General features: G+C 70.4%; 15 protein-coding genes and 1 tRNA gene. 11 read left to right on the top strand and 5 right to left on the bottom strand.

Translation table 11 applies throughout. The annotated features are described in order from the left end of the window. Positions 1-70 precede the first annotated feature (70 nt). Entirely contained in the window at positions 71-2,818 is a 2,748-nt protein-coding gene (gene aceE, locus ACFYSC_RS23615) for a pyruvate dehydrogenase (acetyl-transferring), homodimeric type (protein WP_389965394.1), read from the bottom strand. Positions 2,819-3,412: 594 nt separating this feature from the next. Between aceE and ACFYSC_RS23620 the strand changes: the two genes are divergently transcribed. From ACFYSC_RS23620 to ACFYSC_RS23645, 6 genes are all read left to right on the top strand, one after another. Next, the gene (locus tag ACFYSC_RS23620; RefSeq protein WP_389965397.1) at positions 3,413-3,820 is read left to right on the top strand and encodes a secondary thiamine-phosphate synthase enzyme YjbQ; all 408 of its coding nucleotides are present in this window, start codon (positions 3,413-3,415) and stop codon (positions 3,818-3,820) included. 123 nt (positions 3,821-3,943) lie between these two features. Then, complete coding sequence (locus tag ACFYSC_RS23625; RefSeq protein ID WP_362935558.1) at positions 3,944-4,372, top strand: DUF3052 domain-containing protein; 429 nt, start codon at positions 3,944-3,946, stop codon at positions 4,370-4,372. An 84-nt stretch (positions 4,373-4,456) separates the two neighbouring features. Further along, positions 4,457-4,912 (top strand): peroxiredoxin, encoded by a 456-nt coding sequence (locus ACFYSC_RS23630; RefSeq protein ID WP_389965402.1) that lies wholly within the window; start codon positions 4,457-4,459, stop codon positions 4,910-4,912. Positions 4,913-4,980: 68 nt separating this feature from the next. Then, positions 4,981-5,325 (top strand): hypothetical protein, encoded by a 345-nt coding sequence (locus ACFYSC_RS23635; RefSeq protein WP_389965405.1) that lies wholly within the window; start codon positions 4,981-4,983, stop codon positions 5,323-5,325. A gap of 203 nt (positions 5,326-5,528) precedes the next feature. Beyond that, positions 5,529-6,542, top strand: coding sequence for an ROK family protein (locus ACFYSC_RS23640; protein ID WP_389965408.1), 1,014 nt, complete (start codon positions 5,529-5,531; stop codon positions 6,540-6,542). 33 nt (positions 6,543-6,575) lie between these two features. Next, positions 6,576-6,650, top strand: a tRNA-Val gene (locus ACFYSC_RS23645). Between the two features lie 56 nt (positions 6,651-6,706). On the opposite strand, the gene ACFYSC_RS23650 is transcribed toward ACFYSC_RS23645, so the two are convergent. The 4 genes from ACFYSC_RS23650 to ACFYSC_RS23665 form a co-directional block, all read right to left on the bottom strand. Next, a complete protein-coding gene (locus ACFYSC_RS23650; RefSeq protein ID WP_389965411.1) occupies positions 6,707-7,798 on the bottom strand; it encodes an IS630 family transposase in 1,092 nt (363 codons plus the stop codon). Between the two features lie 43 nt (positions 7,799-7,841). Continuing rightward, the gene (locus ACFYSC_RS23655; protein ID WP_352356362.1) at positions 7,842-8,318 is read right to left on the bottom strand and encodes a GNAT family N-acetyltransferase; all 477 of its coding nucleotides are present in this window, start codon (positions 8,316-8,318) and stop codon (positions 7,842-7,844) included. A 147-nt stretch (positions 8,319-8,465) separates the two neighbouring features. Next, positions 8,466-9,707, bottom strand: coding sequence for a cellulose binding domain-containing protein (locus tag ACFYSC_RS23660; protein ID WP_389965414.1), 1,242 nt, complete (start codon positions 9,705-9,707; stop codon positions 8,466-8,468). Between the two features lie 508 nt (positions 9,708-10,215). Then, complete coding sequence (locus ACFYSC_RS23665; protein WP_389965417.1) at positions 10,216-10,851, bottom strand: TetR/AcrR family transcriptional regulator; 636 nt, start codon at positions 10,849-10,851, stop codon at positions 10,216-10,218. A gap of 117 nt (positions 10,852-10,968) precedes the next feature. On the opposite strand from ACFYSC_RS23665, the gene ACFYSC_RS23670 reads away from it, so the two are divergent. From ACFYSC_RS23670 to ACFYSC_RS23690, 5 genes are all read left to right on the top strand, one after another. Then, positions 10,969-11,850, top strand: a complete 882-nt coding sequence (locus ACFYSC_RS23670; RefSeq protein ID WP_389965420.1) for an NmrA family NAD(P)-binding protein — start codon at positions 10,969-10,971, stop codon at positions 11,848-11,850. A gap of 323 nt (positions 11,851-12,173) precedes the next feature. Next, positions 12,174-13,895 (top strand): tetratricopeptide repeat protein, encoded by a 1,722-nt coding sequence (locus tag ACFYSC_RS23675; RefSeq protein ID WP_389965423.1) that lies wholly within the window; start codon positions 12,174-12,176, stop codon positions 13,893-13,895. 224 nt (positions 13,896-14,119) lie between these two features. After that, on the top strand, positions 14,120-14,422 hold the full coding sequence (locus ACFYSC_RS23680) for a type II toxin-antitoxin system RelE/ParE family toxin (protein ID WP_389965903.1): 303 nt from the start codon (positions 14,120-14,122) through the stop codon (positions 14,420-14,422). Continuing rightward, positions 14,419-14,757: a helix-turn-helix domain-containing protein gene (locus tag ACFYSC_RS23685; protein WP_389965426.1), complete on the top strand. Its 339-nt coding sequence runs from the start codon at positions 14,419-14,421 to the stop codon at positions 14,755-14,757. Before ACFYSC_RS23680 ends, ACFYSC_RS23685 begins: the two co-directional genes overlap by 4 nt. Positions 14,758-14,846: 89 nt before the next feature. Next, positions 14,847-16,508, top strand: a complete 1,662-nt coding sequence (locus tag ACFYSC_RS23690; RefSeq protein ID WP_389965428.1) for a DUF885 domain-containing protein — start codon at positions 14,847-14,849, stop codon at positions 16,506-16,508. Positions 16,509-16,703 lie beyond the last annotated feature (195 nt).

Here is a 16,703-nt window from a genome sequence, read left to right on the forward strand (position 1 = left end):
GATGCCGGGGGAAGCGATCCAACACTAGCCGGGCGGGCCCTTTCAAAAAAAGGACCCGCCCGGCGTCACGTCACAGTCCCATGGACTGGGTGTCGTTGCTCTCCACCCCGCCGGCCTCGGTCACGCCGTTCTTCAGGTGGTACTTCACGATGGCCTCGCGCAGCACCTCCTCGTTCAGCTCGCCCCGCTGGACCAGCTGGGTGAGCACGGCGAGGGTGATCGAGGCGGCGTCCACATGGAAGTGGCGGCGCAGCGCCGACCGGGTGTCCGACAGGCCGAAGCCGTCGGTGCCGAGGGAGGTCCAGTCACCCGGGACCCACTGGGCGATCTGGTCCTGCACCGCGCGCATGTAGTCGCTGACGCCGACGAACGGGCCCTGGGCCCGCGACAGCGCCTGCGTCACGTACGGCACCCGCCGCTCGGCGTCGGGGTTGAGCAGGTTGTGCTCCTCGGCGGCCAGCGCCTCGCGGCGCAGCTCCGTCCAGGAGGTTGCCGACCACACCTCGGCCGCAACGCCCCAGTCCTCGGCCAGCATGCGCTGGGCCTCCACGGCCCAGGGGCCGGCCACGCCCGAGGACAGGATGTTGGCCTTCGGCCCCGACACGGCGGGTGCCTCGGCGTACCGGTACAGACCCTTCAGCAGGCCCTGGACGTCGAGGCCCTCGGGCTCGGCCGGCTGGGGGTAGGGCTCGTTGTAGACGGTCAGGTAGTAGAAGATGTTCTCGGGGGTGTCCCCGTACATCCTCCGCAGGCCGTCCTGGACGATGTGCGCCACCTCGAAGGCCCACGACGGGTCGTAGGACACCGCCGCCGGGTTGGTGGAGGCGGTCAGCGGGGTGTGGCCGTCCTCGTGCTGCAGGCCCTCGCCGTTCAGCGTGGTGCGGCCGGCCGTGGCGCCCAGCAGGAAGCCCCGGCCCATCTGGTCGGCGAGCTGCCACATCTGGTCGGCGGTGCGCTGCCAGCCGAACATCGAGTAGAAGATGTAGACCGGGATCATGTGCTCGCCGTGCGTGGCGTACGCCGAGCCCGCCGCGGCCACCGAGGCCATGGAACCGGACTCGCTGATGCCCTCGTGCAGGATCTGACCCTCGGTCGACTCCTTGTACGACAGCAGCAGCTCGCGGTCGACGGCCTCGTAGGTCTGGCCGTGCGGCGAGTAGATCTTCGCGGTCGGGAAGATCGCGTCGAGGCCGAAGGTGCGGGCCTCGTCGGGGATGATCGGCACGAACCGGTGGCCGATCTCCTTGTCGCGCATGAGGTCCTTGAGCAGGCGGACGAACGCCATGGTCGTGGCGACGTTCTGCTTGCCGGAGCCCTTCTTCATCTGCGCGTAGGCGGCGTCGCCGGGCAGCTTGACCGGCTTGGCGCGGACCACGCGCTTGGGCAGGACGCCGCCCAGGGCCGCGCGGCGCTCCTTCATGTACTCGATCTCGGGGTCGTTCTCGCCCGGGTGGAAGTAGGGCGGCAGGTCGCCCTCGAGGGCGGAGTCGGGGATCGGCAGGTAGAGCCGGTCGCGGAACTCCTTGAGCTCGGCCTTGGACATCTTCTTCATCTGGTGCGTCGCGTTGCGCGCCTCGAAGTCCTTGCCCAGCGTCCAGCCCTTGATGGTCTGGGCGAGGATGACCGTCGGCTGGCCGACGTGCTCACGGGCCGCCTTGTAGGCCGCGTAGACCTTGCGGTAGTCGTGGCCGCCGCGCGAGAGCTTGCGGATGTCCTCGTCCGACAGGTGCTCGACCATCTTGCGAAGGCGCGGGTCGTCGCCGAAGAAGCTGTCGCGGATGTAGGAGCCGGACTCGACGGAGTAGGTCTGGAACTGGCCGTCGGGCACGGTGTTCATCTTGTTGACCAGGACGCCGTCGACGTCGGCCGCGAGCAGCGGGTCCCAGTCGCGGCCCCAGACGACCTTGATGACGTTCCAGCCGGCGCCGCGGAAGTAGGACTCCAGCTCCTGGATGATCTTGCCGTTGCCGCGGACCGGGCCGTCGAGGCGCTGCAGGTTGCAGTTGATGACGAACGTGAGGTTGTCGAGCTCCTCGCGGGCGGCGACGCCGATCGCGCCGAGCGACTCGGGCTCGTCCATCTCACCGTCGCCGAGGAAGCACCAGACGTGGCTGCGGCTGGTGTCCTTGATCTTCCGGTTCAGCAGGTAGCGGTTGAACCGCGCCTGGTAGATGGCCGAGATCGGGCCCAGGCCCATGGAGACCGTGGGGAACTCCCAGAAGTCGGGCATCAGGCGCGGGTGCGGGTAGGACGGCAGGCCCCGGATGCCGTGCGACAGCTCCTGCCGGAAGGCGTCGAGCTGGGCCTCGTTGAGGCGGCCCTCCAGGAAGGCGCGGGCGTAGATGCCCGGCGCGGCGTGGCCCTGGATGAAGACCTGGTCGCCCGACTCCCCGTGGTCCTTGCCGCGGAAGAAGTGGTTGAAGCCGACCTCGTAGAGGGAGGCGGCCGACGCGTAGGTCGCGATGTGGCCGCCGACGTTGGTGCGGGCGTTGGCCCGGGTGACCATGACCGCCGCGTTCCACCGGATGTAGGCGCGGATCCGCCGCTCGACGTACTCGTCGCCGGGGAACCAGGGCTCGCGCTCCGGCGGGATCGTGTTGATGTAGTCGGTGCTGCGCAGGCCGGGGACGCCGACCTGGTGCTCCCGGGCCCGCTCCAGCAGGCGGAGCATCAAATAACGGGCCCGGGTCCGCCCCTCCGTCTTGACGACGTTGTCGAGGGACTCGAGCCACTCCTGGGTCTCGCTGGGGTCGACATCAGGAAGCTGGCTGGGTAGGCCGTCACTGATGATCGAGAAACGCTGGCGTCCGGAAGCCACTGGGTCTCGCCTTCCGAGGATGGACTTTTGTCTGGTGTAGGTCGCCTTCCATCCTGGTCGCTTACCCCGGAAAGTGCATCTCTACTGACCGGTAACCAGGAGGTCCCCGCTGGCAGGGGCGTGAAAATGGCCTAGACCACCGATGGTAGGACGAATTTCTCCCACAGGGTACACGCTGCCCGGTCCTTTTCCGGGGACGGGGACGAATCCGCCCTTGCCGTACGAATCTAGCCGGGGCCGGACCGTGGGAGGTCCGGCCGGGCCGGCGCGAGGCGGGCCGCCTCCGCCGATTCCCGGCTCGGCCGCAGGGTGCGAGGCCGGGCCGCCTCCGGATCCCGCGCCCCCGTGGCCGGGGATCACCGGGGATCATCGGGGATCGCCGTATTCACCGGAGATCTCCGGTGGCCGTTCGCGGGAAATCGAAGATCTTTGAGGGATCGTGACGATAATGATGCGCGAAGCGGGGGCGAAGCGGTTTGAGCGGCGCACTCTCCGCTGTGGACGGCCCCCGCCGCCCCGGGGAGGGGGCTGAGGGCCCCGGAGAAAAGGGCGGGGCCGTCGTCCCAGCTCAGCGCGGATCGTAGGATCGGGTATGTGAGATCTCAGACGATCGAGGTGGTGACCGGTTCCCGAGAGCGGATCCATGACATCACCTCCGAGTGCGAGAGCTTCGTCCGCTCATGCGGGGGAGACGGGCTGCTGCACGTCTTCGTCCCCCACGCCACCGCGGGGATCGCGCTGATCGAGCTCGGCTCGGGCAGCGACGACGATCTGCTCGCGGCGCTGGAGGATCTCCTGCCGGCCGACGACCGGTGGAAGCATGCACACGGATCCAGGGGGCATGGACGCTCGCATGTCATGCCGGCTTTCGTCCCCCCTTACGCAACGGTCCCGGTCCTGTCCGGACGGCTCGCGCTGGGCACCTGGCAGTCCATCGCCCTGGTGGATCTCAACGTCGACAATCCGGAACGCCAGATCCGTTTGTCATTTTTGTCGGACTAATTCATACGTAGCCCACTCGTTGCCGTGGCGACCGTTGACGACCGAGGGTCACAGCGTGTGGACTGTGCCGAAGCATTCTGAGCACCGTGTGATCGCGGTGTCATCCAAGCAGGAGGGACAAACGTGAGCGCGACCGCGGGTCAGGCTCGGGGCGAACGCGGCCTGGCCGAACGACTCGGCCTCAAGCCGGGTCAGGTGGTGCAGGAAGTCGGCTGGGATGAGGACGCCGACGACGATCTGCGCGACTCCATCGAGGAGCTGACCGGTAACGAGCTGGTCGACGAGGAATACGAGGACGTCGTCGACGTCGTGCTGCTGTGGTGGCGTGACGGTGACGGCGACCTGTTCGACGCCCTCAGCGGGGTGCTGACCAACCTGAGTGCAGGCGGCCAGATCTGGCTGCTCACTCCCAAGGCCGGCCGCGAAGGCCACGTCGAGCCCAGCGACATCGGGGAGGACGCCACGACCGCCGGTCTCTCGCAGACCAGCAGCATCGGCGCCGCGCCCGACTGGTCGGGCACCCGACTGGCTCCTCCGCGGACCCGCCGGTAAGGGGTCCGCCCTGCCGTACGGCTCATGTGAGTCGTACGGCAGGATGATGGTGTCGCCCATCATCCGACGAAAGGACCTTTCGACATGGCGGTCGAGGTAGGTTCCCCGGCTCCGGACTTCGAGCTGAAGGACCAGCACGGCACCCCGGTCAAGCTCTCCGACCACCGGGGCAAGAAGGTCGTGCTGATCTTCTACCCCCTCGCGTTCAGCGGCGTCTGCCACGGCGAACTCTGCGCGCTGCGCGACGAGTTCATCGCCACCGCGCCCGAGGACGTCCAGGTGCTGACGGTCTCGGTGGACTCGGTGTTCACCCACCGCGCCTGGGCCGACCAGGAGGGCTACACCTTCCCGCTGCTCTCCGACTTCTGGCCGCACGGTCAGGTCGCGCAGGCGTACGGTGTGTTCGACGAGGAGAAGGGCCTCGCCAACCGGGGCACCTTCATCATCGACGGTGACGGCGTCGTCCGGTGGAGCGTGGTGAACCCCATTCCGGAGGCGCGCGACATCGCCGAGTACCGCAAGGTCCTCGCCGAGCTCTGAGCTCCCCAGCGGTGATCCGGCGGGCGCCCGGGGGGCGTCCGCCGCTCTCGACCCCTCCGGAGGCGATCATGCCCTGCTTCTCCTGCGGGGCCAGGCAGACCGACCCGGTCCGTGGCGCCAGCCCGTGGAAGCGCGGGGTGCGCCGGGAGACCCAGGTGCTCATCTGCCCGGACTGCCAGCGCGCCCACGACCTGGACCTCGACACGTGCGCCGCGTGCGGGTCGGCCGCCCTCATCTGCCGGCTCGGCGAGGTCGAATGCCGCTCCTGCGGGTCCGTACGGCTCGCCCGGTCCGGACGGCCCGTCCCCGCGGGGAACGCCGCCGCTCCCGGCGCCCCGGACGTCCCGGACGCCTCCGGCCTGGCCGACGAGGTCCAGGCCGCCCTGGAACGGGTCCTGGGCCGCACCCGCTGACCTCGCCTCCGGGCTCGTCCGCCTCCCGGAGCGCTCTCGTCACCTGCGTGAAGCCGTCCCCGGGACGCGCTCACCCCTGGGATGCGTCCCGAGGATGTCCACCCGCCTCCGTCGCCGTTCCTCCGGATGCGGGCCGTAACGGGTCGTCGGCCATGCGCTAGGGTCGGCCTCGGCCTCGCCCCTTCGACCCGGTGGATGCATGCATGAGCTCGTTCGTTGTGGCCCTTGACGTCGGCGGCACCTCGATGAAGGGCGGGCTCGTCACGAGCACCGGTGAGATCCTCCTCACCGACCGCCGGGCCACCCCGCGCGAGCGGGGCCCCGAGGCCGTCGTCGAGACCATCCGGTCCTTCATCGGCGACCTCGCCGCCCGGGGCGGCGGCGCCCCCGCCGGGGTCGGCCTCGCCGTACCCGGCCTGGTCGCCGCCGACGCCGCGCTGTACTCGGCCAACATCGGCTGGCGCGACGTCCCCGCCGCCGCCTTCGTCCCGCTGGACGCCCCGGTCATGCTCGGCCACGACGTGCGCACCGGCGGGCTCGCCGAGAGCGTCCTCGGCGCCGGCCGTACGGCCTCCGACTTCCTGTTCCTGCCCATCGGCACCGGCATCGCGGGCGCGATGATCGTGAACGGCGAGCCGTACGGCGGGGCCTCCGGCTGGGGCGGCGAGATCGGCCACATCCCCGTCTTCCCCGACGGCGAGACGTGCGCCTGCGGGCAGATCGGCTGTCTGGAGACCTACGCCTCCGCCTCGGCGGTCGCCCGCCGCTACGCGGCCCGCGCCGCCTCCCTCACCGCGCCCGCCCCCTCCGGCCTGCCCCTCCCCACCTCCCCGACGGCCGGCGGCGGGACCGCGGCGGTCACGGCCGAGCAGGTCGCGGCGCTGACCGCGGCGGGCGACCCGGTGGCCACGCGGATCTGGGGAGAGGCCGTCGAGGCGCTGGCCCTCTCCCTGGCCACCTACACCCTCCTCCTCGACCCCTCGGTGATCGTCCTGGGCGGCGGCCTGTCCGAGGCGGGCCCCCTGCTGTCGGACCCGCTCTCCCGCCGCCTGCGCGAACTCCTGACCTTCCGCGAGGCCCCGCCGATCCGCCCGGCCGCCCTCGGGATCAACGCCGGCATGCTGGGCGCCGCCCTCCTGGGCTGGCAGGCGGCCGGAGACCCCGGCGCGGGCGCCACCTGGCGGCTTGATGTGCCCAAATCCCCCGACGTGGCGTAAGGTGTTATCCCGTCCCATGGACGGGACGGCCCGGGGCGCTTAGCTCAGCGGTAGAGCGCTCGCCTTACAAGCGAGATGTCACTGGTTCGAACCCAGTAGTGCCCACCAGCAGAAACGCCCCGTTTCCGATCATGGAAACGGGGCGTCGTGCCATTGGCGTGCCACTAGTGTCCTGAGCCGGGAATTCTGTTCAGATATCCGGCGGGGCGTTCGAGGATCTCGTCGGCGGTCTTGGTCCAGACGTAGGGCCGCGGCTCGGTGTTCCAGGTCGAGATCCAGTCGCGGATGTCCTTCTCCAGGGCCTGGACGGACTTGTGCACGCCGCGGCGGATCTGCTTGTTCGTCAGCTCGGCGAACCACCGCTCCACGAGGTTGAGCCAGGACGACCCTGTCGGGGTGAAGTGCAGATGGAACCGCGGGTGGGCGACCAGCCAGGTGCGGATCGCGGGCGTCTTGTGCGTGGCGTAGTTGTCGAGCACGAGGTGGATGTCCAGGTCCGCGGGGGTCTGCTTGTCCAAGGTGATCAGGAACTTCTTGAACTCCTCGGCGCGGTGACGGCGGTGCAGGGACCCGATGACCTTGCCGGATGCGATCTCCAGGGCGGCGAACAGGGTCGTGGTGCCGGCCCTGACGTAGTCGTGGGTCACGCGCTGCGGGATTCCGGGCATCATCGGCAGCACGGGCTGGGAGCGGTCCAACGCCTGGATCTGCGACTTCTCGTCCACGCAGAACACCAGCGCCCGCTCGGGCGGATCCAGGTAGAGCCCGACGACGTCGTGGACCTTGTCCACGAAGTACGGGTCGGTGGACAGCTTGAACTCCTCGACCCGGTGGGGTTGCAGGCCGAACGCCCGCCAGACCCGCGAGACCGTCGACTGCGACATGCCGATCTCCTTGGCCATCGACCGGGTCGACCAGTGCGTCGCGTTCTTCGGTGTGCTCTCCAAGGTCTTGGTCACCAGTGCCGCGACCTGCTCGTCGGTCACCGACCGGGGCCCGCCCGAGCGTGGCATGTCACCCAGGCCCGCGATCCGATGCTCGACGAACCGGGCCCGCCACCGCCCGACCGCGTGAGGCGTCGACCCGAGCCGCTGCGCGACGTCCTTGTTCGTCGCGCCCGTCGCGCACTCCAGGATGATCCGGCATCGCAACGCCCACGACTGCGGCGTCGACCTGCGCCGCACCCAACCCTCCAGCGCCGCCCGCTCGTCCTCGGACAACACCAGCTCGGCCTTCGGCCGCCCCGTACTCGCCATGACACCAGCGTAGAGTTATGAACAGAATTCCTGACTCAGGATGCTAGAGGCGGCGACGCATTTCTACGTTGGGGACGACGACCCCACGGACCGTGTTGTCCGGGCGATGGGCGACCACAGTGAATCCGAGGCGTTCGAACGCAGGCTGAGCACTCCGACTGGCCAAGGTCCGCAGTTCGGTGAGCCCACGGGCACGCGCCTCGCGCATGATGGCAGTGAGCAGGGCGCGTGCAACACCCCTGCCCCCTGATCGTGGATGAACGAACAGCATGTCAACCAAGCCGTCCGGCAGCAGGTCCGTGAACCCCACGACAGTGTCATCAACTTCTGCCACCAGGGTCGACGCTTCTTGCCGCCGTCTGTCCCAATCGCTCAGGTCGGTGCGAGCGGGGCCAGCCCATGCGTCCACCTGGCGCGGTCCGTAAACCAACGAGGCCGTTTGGCGAATCGCGGCTTGGAAGACATCGAAGGTCGCTGTGGCGTCATCTGGGCCTCGGTATGCGCGAATATCACACGTCATGAACCCAGCCTACATATATGGACAGAACTCCTGACTCAGGACACTAGCCGATGACGCAGCCGGGATTTCGGGCACGGAGAGATGGCTCAGCGTCACGGCAGGGGGCAGCGGCCCCTGCCGGCTGATGGCCGCCGTGCCGGACGGGTGTCACGGGCGGCTGCTGCAGGTGAGGGAGGGGGGCGACGGCGTACCGCCGGCCAGGAAGCCGAAGGTGGTCGTGCCGGACGCCGGGAGCGAGCCGTTGTAAGGGGCGTTCGTCACCGTTACCGCGGAGCCGTCGGCGGCCAGCGTGCCGTTCCACACCTGGCTGACCGTCTGGCCGTTGCCCGGCGTCCATCTGACGGTCCATCCGCTGATCGCCGAGCCGCCCGCCGTCACCGTGACCTCACCCTGATAGCCGCCCGGCCACGAGTTCGTGGTGCGGTAGCTCGCGGTGCAGGCGCCCGCAGACGGGGAGGCCGACGGGGTGACCGAAGGTGAGGATGAGGGGGTGACCGAGGGCGAGGGCGAGGTCGACGGGCCGCCCGGCGGCACGTACGGGCACTTGTCGCGGTACATCGAGATGCCGGTGGAGTCCATCAACGGACACAGGAACCGGGTGTACCGGATGTCGTCGTCAACGAAGATCTTCAGCCACGGGATCAGTGTCCGCATCTCGGTCGTGTTCGCCCTCGTCGCGAACAGGTGGTCCACGCCGGCTATCTCCACCCAGGCGTTCTGCGCCGTGGCCGGGAGAGTGCTGTACAACCCGTTGAGGTAGGACGGCGTGACCACCGTGTCCCTCTGCCCGGAGATGAACATCGTGGGCACCCGGTTGTCGGCCAGGCTCAGGTTCCCCGTGGGCGAGCCGGGTGCGAGCCCGACCGCGGCCTTCAGTGAGGGCCGCCGGAGCGCCGCGGTGAGGGCGCCGGCGCCACCCGCGGAGTGGCCGACCACCGACAACCGGCTGGGGTCGACGCGGTCGCGTACCGGACTCCGCTGAGTGAGATAGTCCAGGGCGGCGAGCAGCTGGGTCGCTCGGGCGTCGGCGCCGTCGGTACGGCTGATGGTCTCGATTCCGATGACGACGAAACCGAAGGACGCGAGCCAGGGACCCATCCAGGCCTCTTCGTTGGCGAACAGGGCGGAATAGCCGGGCACGATCGCGACCGCGCCGAAGGTCCCCTGGCCGGTGTCCGTCGGATAGTAGATCACCCCACCGCCGAGGCCGTTCCCGGACGGCACGCTGATCTGCGCGGTGGCGAAGGTCCCCCTGGTGGCGGACACACTGGCCAGGGTGGGGTCGGGACCTCGCTGATAGGGATTGTCGGCGGCCGATGCCGGCCGGGTCGCGACGGTCACCGCGAGCAGCCCGAGGACGACGACCGCCGCGGCCATCGCACGCCTCACCCACCCGTTCTGTGACCCGGGCTCTGATCGGACCCTCCCGGCGGCACGAGGCGCCGGAGTCTCACTCACACGTCGTCGCACTGTGGTGTTCCTTCTCCTCGGGTGAGCCCCTCATCGGGATCAGCACGTGGCGGCCATCGCCGAGTGGTCTTCGGTGCGGAGGCTCCGCTCCGCACCGGTCGCCTCCTCGTCCCGGCACCGGAACGCGCACCACGAGGGCGTCGTGATCGGCGGCCTCTGCATCACCACCCGATAGTGGGAACCGCGCCGGGGACTCAGTGTGGAAACGCCTCTGAAACGTGTCAAGATCCGTGTAAAAATTTCGGCGACCCACTCCGGCATATACGCGTCCTGTGGTGTGTCGGCACAGGAAATCGCCGATAAGAGCAATTGAAACTTTCATCACGATCTTGCAATTGATCCGGTCGACGCGGCCCGGACCCTCGGTTGGGGATCCCGGACGGAGCGCGATTCGAGAGGCGCCGGCCGCTCGGCCGTCCTGGAGGGATCACTCAGAGGGAGAGGCGGGCCAGGAGTCGTCCGTCGCGTGGCGCAGTCCGGCGAAGGCGCGGTCGGCGTCGGCGACCGCCTCGGGTCGCACGTCGTGCGCGGTCCGCCCGTCGGCGATCCTCTGCCAGTTGGTCCGGGCCAGTACGCGTTGAACCGCGATCACCTGGGCGGCCTGCAGCCGGCCCCGGACGCCCGGGTCGAGGACGGCGGCCAGCGCGTCCTCGTCGTCGAGCATGTACTGCAGGAGCCGTCCCGCCAGGCTCGGGGTGGTGAACACCAGCCGATGGAACGCCACCACCTCGGGGTGGTCGTTGAGGCCGGTGACCGGCTCGAAGCGATCGAGACCCTCCCGGAAACGCCGGTGCAGCGCCGTCATCGGCGTGACGCCGGGGCGCCGGTCGCGGACCACGCGTGCGGCCTCACCGTTGTGGTCGGCGAAGCGATGCAGGATCAGGTCCTCCTTGGTGGCGAAGTAGCGGAACAGCGTCGGTTTCGACACCTCGGCCGCCGCGGCGATGTCGGACACCGACACCTGGTCGAACCCGTGCGCCAGGAACAGTGAGATCGCCGCGTCGGCGATCGCGTCCCGGGTTCGTACCTTCTTGCGGGCCCGCAGCCCGACCGGCTCGCTCACCTCATCAGGGTAACATTTGTTACTAGGTTGCTTTTTTAACCCGGTAACGGAAAAGTGGCGGCCATGGAACAGACGGACAGACACCCACCGCACTCCTCCGGTGATGACGAGGCCGCCATGACACCCGCGGAAGGGTCTCCGGTGCTCGTCACCGGGGCGACCGGACGTATCGGCCGCGCCGTGGTCGACCTGCTGACCGACGCGGGCGTGCCGGTCCGCGCCCTCATGCGCCGCCCCGAGTCGGCGGCGACGCTGCCCGCCGGCGTCGAGATCGTCACCGGCGACCTCACGGTGCCCGAATCACTGGACGCCGCGCTGCACGCCGTCGGCACGGTCTTCCTGGTCTGGACCGCCCCGCCGCAGACCGCGGCGGCCGTCGTCGACCGGCTGGCCGCCCGCGCACAGCGGGTCGTCTACCTGTCCGCACCGCACCGGACCCCGCACCCGTTCTTCCGGCAGCCGAACCCGATGGCGGCGCTGCACGCCGAGATCGAGCGGCTCATCGCGGCCACCGGGCTCGACGCGACGATCGTCCGGCCGGGGATGTTCGCGTCGAACGCCCTGATGTGGTGGGCCGCCGCGATCCGTGGCGAAGGCGTGGTCCGATGGCCGTACGGCGCGGCCGAGACGGCCCCGGTCGACGATCGGGACGTGGCCGAGGTCATCGCGAGGATCCTGCGCGAGGACGGACACACCGGCGGCGACTACGTCCTGACCGGCCCCGAGTCGCTCACCCAGGCCGAACAGGTACGCGTCATCGGAGACGCGCTGGGCCGCCGGCTGACGTTCGAGGAACTGCCGCCCGACGAGTTCCGGCGCGAGGCCCCGGAAGCCGCGCGCCCGGCCGTGGACATGCTCCTGGCGGCGTGGAACGCCGCGACGGGACACCCGGCGTACGTCACCTCGACGGTGTCCGACCTCCTCGGGAGGCCGGCGCGGACCTTCCGCCAGTGGGCCACCGACCACGCCACATCGTTCACCGGGGATCCCGCCCGATGAATCGCCCGATCTCCTGACGACCTGGACGGGGAGCTGTCGGCTCACATTCTGCTGGGCGGTCTTCAGAGCGAACCGGTAAGCGCTGGAACCGCCGGGTCCCGGTTAAAAACATGAGGGACCTACATATTTTCGGTATGCCGGATTACACTCAAAGCGTCCTGAAGCGGATCACACGGAGGTGTCCATGCGAAAGATGACCGTCCGCCGCAAGAGTGCGGTGCGCCTGCTGTCCGGCGCCCGCCGGCTCTGGATCGAGTGGTGCTGGTAGCTGCCGAGACGGCGGGCGCTCCCGGGCGCCCGCCCCTGCGGTGATCGGCTCCGCCGTGACCGGCGAGCCGGACGGCTACGACTGCCATCGCGACCACGGACCGTACGCGGGGGTCGCGGCCTTCCTCGGCCGGATCGCCGCCGACCGTCCCCGTCTGGCGTCCCGCCACCGGGTCGAACTGCACGCCATCGCACCCTGGCTCGACCACGCGGCACGACCGGCCGCCGAGGAGGAGCCGATCCGGTTCCACCCCGCCCGGCGCACCGCCTTTCTGGCCTACGGCGCGGCGGAGTTCGTGGCGGCCTGGGCGGATACGCTCCGGCACCCGGTCACGGTGCGGTTCGACCACGTCGGCGACGCCGACGAGACCACCCGCGAACTGCTGGACGCGTTGACCCGCCGGGTCGGGTCGTCCCCGGTGCGCCTGGACCTGCGGGACGGCGGCGCCCGCGAGCCGGCGGCGGAAGGCCCGGGGCCGGAGGAGATCCGTGCGGCCCTGGGCGACAGCCTGGCCCGCGGCTTCTACCACCACGCGGCCCGGGTCGCCCGGAGCGGGCGCGCCATGGTGACCCCGGGCGGCGATCTGCGGCACTGGTGGGCGTTCACCACCGGGCTGGCCACCGCCCTGGCGGCGCTGGATCGCGCCGCCGAAGCACTCGACCTCTACCATGAGGCGCGCGCCGCCACCGACGACCCGAAGATCACCATGTCGGCCGCATACGCCACCGCCATGCTGTACGCCAGGCACCTGCCGGCGGCGGAGCAGGATCCGGCGCGGGCACGGCACTGGCTGGAACGGGCGCTCCATCTCGCCGCCGGACTGGACGACCCGCGGCGGCGGACGCTGTCCACCGTCTTCTACGAGCAGGGCCTGGCGCTGCTGGACGCCAAGGCCGGTGAGCCCGCCCGCGCGCTGCGGATGATCGACGACGGGCTGGCCCGGCTGGAGGCGGTGCTCGCCCCAGGGGAGCGCCCGCAGGACCTGGCCCGGTTACGCCACAACCGGGCGCAGGTGCACCTGGCCCTGGGCGATCCGGCGCGGGCCCTGGCCGACCTCGACACCGTGATCGCACACGACCCCGGCAACTGCGAGTACTACGTGGACCGGGCGGCCCTGCACCGCGCGGCGGGCCGTTCCCGGGCCGCGATCAGGGACTACGGCACCGCGATCCGCCTGGGACCGCACCTGCCCGAGGCGTACTACAACCGGGCCGTGCTCCAGCAGGAGCGGGGCCGTTCCACGCGGGCGCGCGGCGACCTGGAGTGCGCGCTCGCCATCGACCCCGGGCACCTCGACGCCAGGATCGCCCTGGTCAACCTGCAGATGGAGCACGGCGCGCTCGACGAGGCCGAGGCGGGCGCACGGGCCGGGCTGGCGCTGGCCCCGCAGGAACCCGCGCTGCTGTGCACCCTCGGGCTGATCCGCTCGGAGCGCGGCGGCCTCGCCGAAGCCGACGAGCTGCTCACCCGCGCCCTGGCCGGGGATCCCGAGCTGGTCGAGGCGTGGACGAACCGGGCCGCCGTCCGGTTCGAACGCGGCGACGCGGTCGCCGCCGTGGCCGACCTGGACCGGGCGGTGGCGCTGTCGGCGGCGCCGGTGCCCCGCTACAACCGGGGCACGGCGCTGATGCGGCTGGAACGGTGGGACGAGGCCGCCCGCGACTTCGCTCACGCGCTCGCCCAGCCGGACCTGGACCGGGGGCTGCGGCGTGACCTGCGCGCCGAACTGGCCCGCTGCCGTCGTGCCACGGCCGGGCGACGGCCGGACGGCGGCTGAGAGCGACCCGCGCCGCCGTGAAAGGCCTGTGGCCATGGTCGCAGGCTGTCGGCCGAGATGCATCGCATCACCCGGACGGGTGCACATGCCGATCGTCACGAGCTCGATGCACTGAGTGGTCGAATCCCCTGCTTGGATCAACATAAGAAATTTATTATGCTGAGGTGAGCTGGCAGATAGTGGTGGTCCCAGAGGTTCGTAACTGGCTTCATGAGCTGCGGAAGGTGGATCGGCGGACACTCTCACTGATCGCTGCCGCCTTGGACCGGGTCGCCGAAGAAGGGCCCGGCCTGGGGCGGCCCCTGGTGGACACGCTCCAAGGGTCGACCATCCGTAACCTCAAGGAACTGAGACCTGGATCCAGTGGGCGGAGCGAAGTGCGACTGCTCTTCGTCTTCGATCCATGGCGGCAAGCCGTCTTCCTGGTCGCCGGGGACAAGTCCGATGATTGGAACGGCTGGTACGACGTGGCGATCAAGACGGCGGAGGCGCGTTTCGCCCTGTACCTCAAGGAGGGGAAGCAATGAGCGATCGTGCGGTGACATGGGAGGAACTGCGGGCCGAGCTCATCCGCCCCGAAGACGAGGGGGAGGTCGCCCGGTTCGGTGAGGAGCTGATGGCCCGCCAGCGGGCCTACCGCCTCGCCGAGGCGCGGCGTGAGCTCGGCCTGCGGCAGGAGGACGTCGCCCAGGCGATGGGCGTGTCCCAGGCTCGCGTCTCACAGATCGAAAGCGGAGCGATCAGTGAAGTCGCCACCCTGGCCGCCTATGTGACGGCGCTGGGAGGCCAACTCAAGATTGTGGCTGATTTCGGGGACTCGGTCATGGTGCTCGACACGCCTCGCGGACGCCGTACGGGGTGACCCGAATTCCCGGGTGACGGTCATGTGCCCGGAGGCCGGGAGCGGACAGTCGCGGGCGGGGGCGGTTTCCCGGGGTTATCGTGCGGGGCATGAGCCCCCTGACTGTGCACGACATCTGCGACTCCTACGTCGACGACTACGCACGGTTGAACCCCGTGGCCGCCACCGAGGCCGGCATCGGCGGTCACGACGACCGGCTTCCCGACCTCTCCCCGGACGGCCACGAGGCCCGCGCGGAGCTCGCCCGGAGCGCCCTGGCCCGGGTCTCGGCCGCGCACCCGGCCGACGGGAGCGAACGCGTCGCGCGGGCGGTGTTCGCCGAACGGATCGGCCTGGAGGTGGAGACGCACGAGGCCGGGTTGCCGCAGGCGGCCCTCAACGTGGTCGCCAGCCCCGTCCAGAGCATCCGATGGGTGTTCGACCTGATGCCCGCGGAGACCCCCGAGGACTGGGAGGTCATCGCCAGGCGGCTGGGCGCGGTGCCGCGGGCGCTCGCCGGATACCGGGCGTCGCTGTCGGCCGAGGCCGGAAGGGGCCGGGTGGCGGCGGCGCGGCAGGTACGGCGGGTCATCGCGCAGTGCGAGACCTGGTCGGCCCCCGACGGCTTCTTCGCCGGCCTCGTCCGGCCGGCCGACGTGGGGGACGCGCTGCGCGCCGACCTGCGGGCGGGGGCGCACGCGGCGGCCGGCGCCTACGCGGAGCTGGCCGTCTTCCTCCGGGACGAGCTCGGGCCGAGGGCCGCGGCGGCCGGGGACGCGGTCGGCGAGGAGTCGTACGGGCTGTGGTCGCGGACGTTCCTCGGTGCGAGGGTGGACCCCCGTGAGGCGTACGCCTGGGGCTTGGAGGAGTTCCGCCGCGTCGAGGCGGAGATGGCCCTGGTCGCCGGGAGGATCCGGCCGGGGGCCGGTCCCGCCGAGGCCGCGGCGGCGCTGGACGCCGACCCCCGCCACCGCGTGCGCGGGGAGGACGGGTTCCGGGCGTGGATGCGGGAGCTGTCCGACCGGGCGCTGGCCGACCTGCGGGGCGGTCACTTCGACATCCCGGACGAGCTGATGCGGCTGGACTGCCGGATCGCGCCGCCGGGCGGCGGGACGGGTGCCTACTACACCAACCCGGCCGAGGACTTCAGCCGGCCGGGCACGATCTGGTGGTCGCTGCCGCCGGGCAGGGAGGAGTTCCCCACCTGGCGTGAGGCCAGCACCCTCTACCACGAGGGCGTGCCCGGACACCACCTGCAGATCGGCACGGCGGTGGCGACGCCCGGCCTCAACCGGTTCCAGCGGCTGCTGTGCTTCATCGACGGCCACGGCGAGGGCTGGGCCCTCTACGCCGAGCGGCTGATGCGCGAGTTCGGCCGGCTCGACGACGCCGCCCTGCTCGGCATGCTGAACAAGAGCCTGTTCCGGGCCGCGCGCGTGGTGCTCGACGCGGGCATGCACCTGAGGCTGGAGATCCCGGCGGGCGCCGGTTTCCACGAGGGGGAGCGGTGGACGCCCGAGCTGGGGGCCGAGTTCCTGCGCACCAGGACGCTGACGGACCCGGACCGCGCGGCCGACGAGATCGACCGCTACCTCGGCTGGCCGGGGCAGGCGTCCTCGTACAAGCTCGGGGAGCGGCTCTGGCTCGATCTGCGCGAGGAGGTCAGGGCCGCCCGGGGCGCGGAGTTCGACCTGAAGGACTTCCACACCCGCGCCCTGCGCAGCGGACCGGCGGGGCTGGACATCATGCGGGAGCTTCTGACCGGCCTCTGACCCGCTGCTTTCTTTTCGGTCGTGAATATTTGTAAATATCATCTCTAACAATGAGCTAAGTCACTGTGTGAACAATTACGGGAATCTCTTGCGGTATTCCCGGGGCGTGCTTATGGTGGGCAACTGTGCAGGGTGGCCGACGTCGTCAGGCCGGGCCGCCTGAGCGAGGACGGTTGCCACCCATCTGGTCTGGAG

This window comes from Streptosporangium sp. NPDC004379 (assembly GCF_042873875.1).
Classification (GTDB): domain Bacteria; phylum Actinomycetota; class Actinomycetes; order Streptosporangiales; family Streptosporangiaceae; genus Streptosporangium.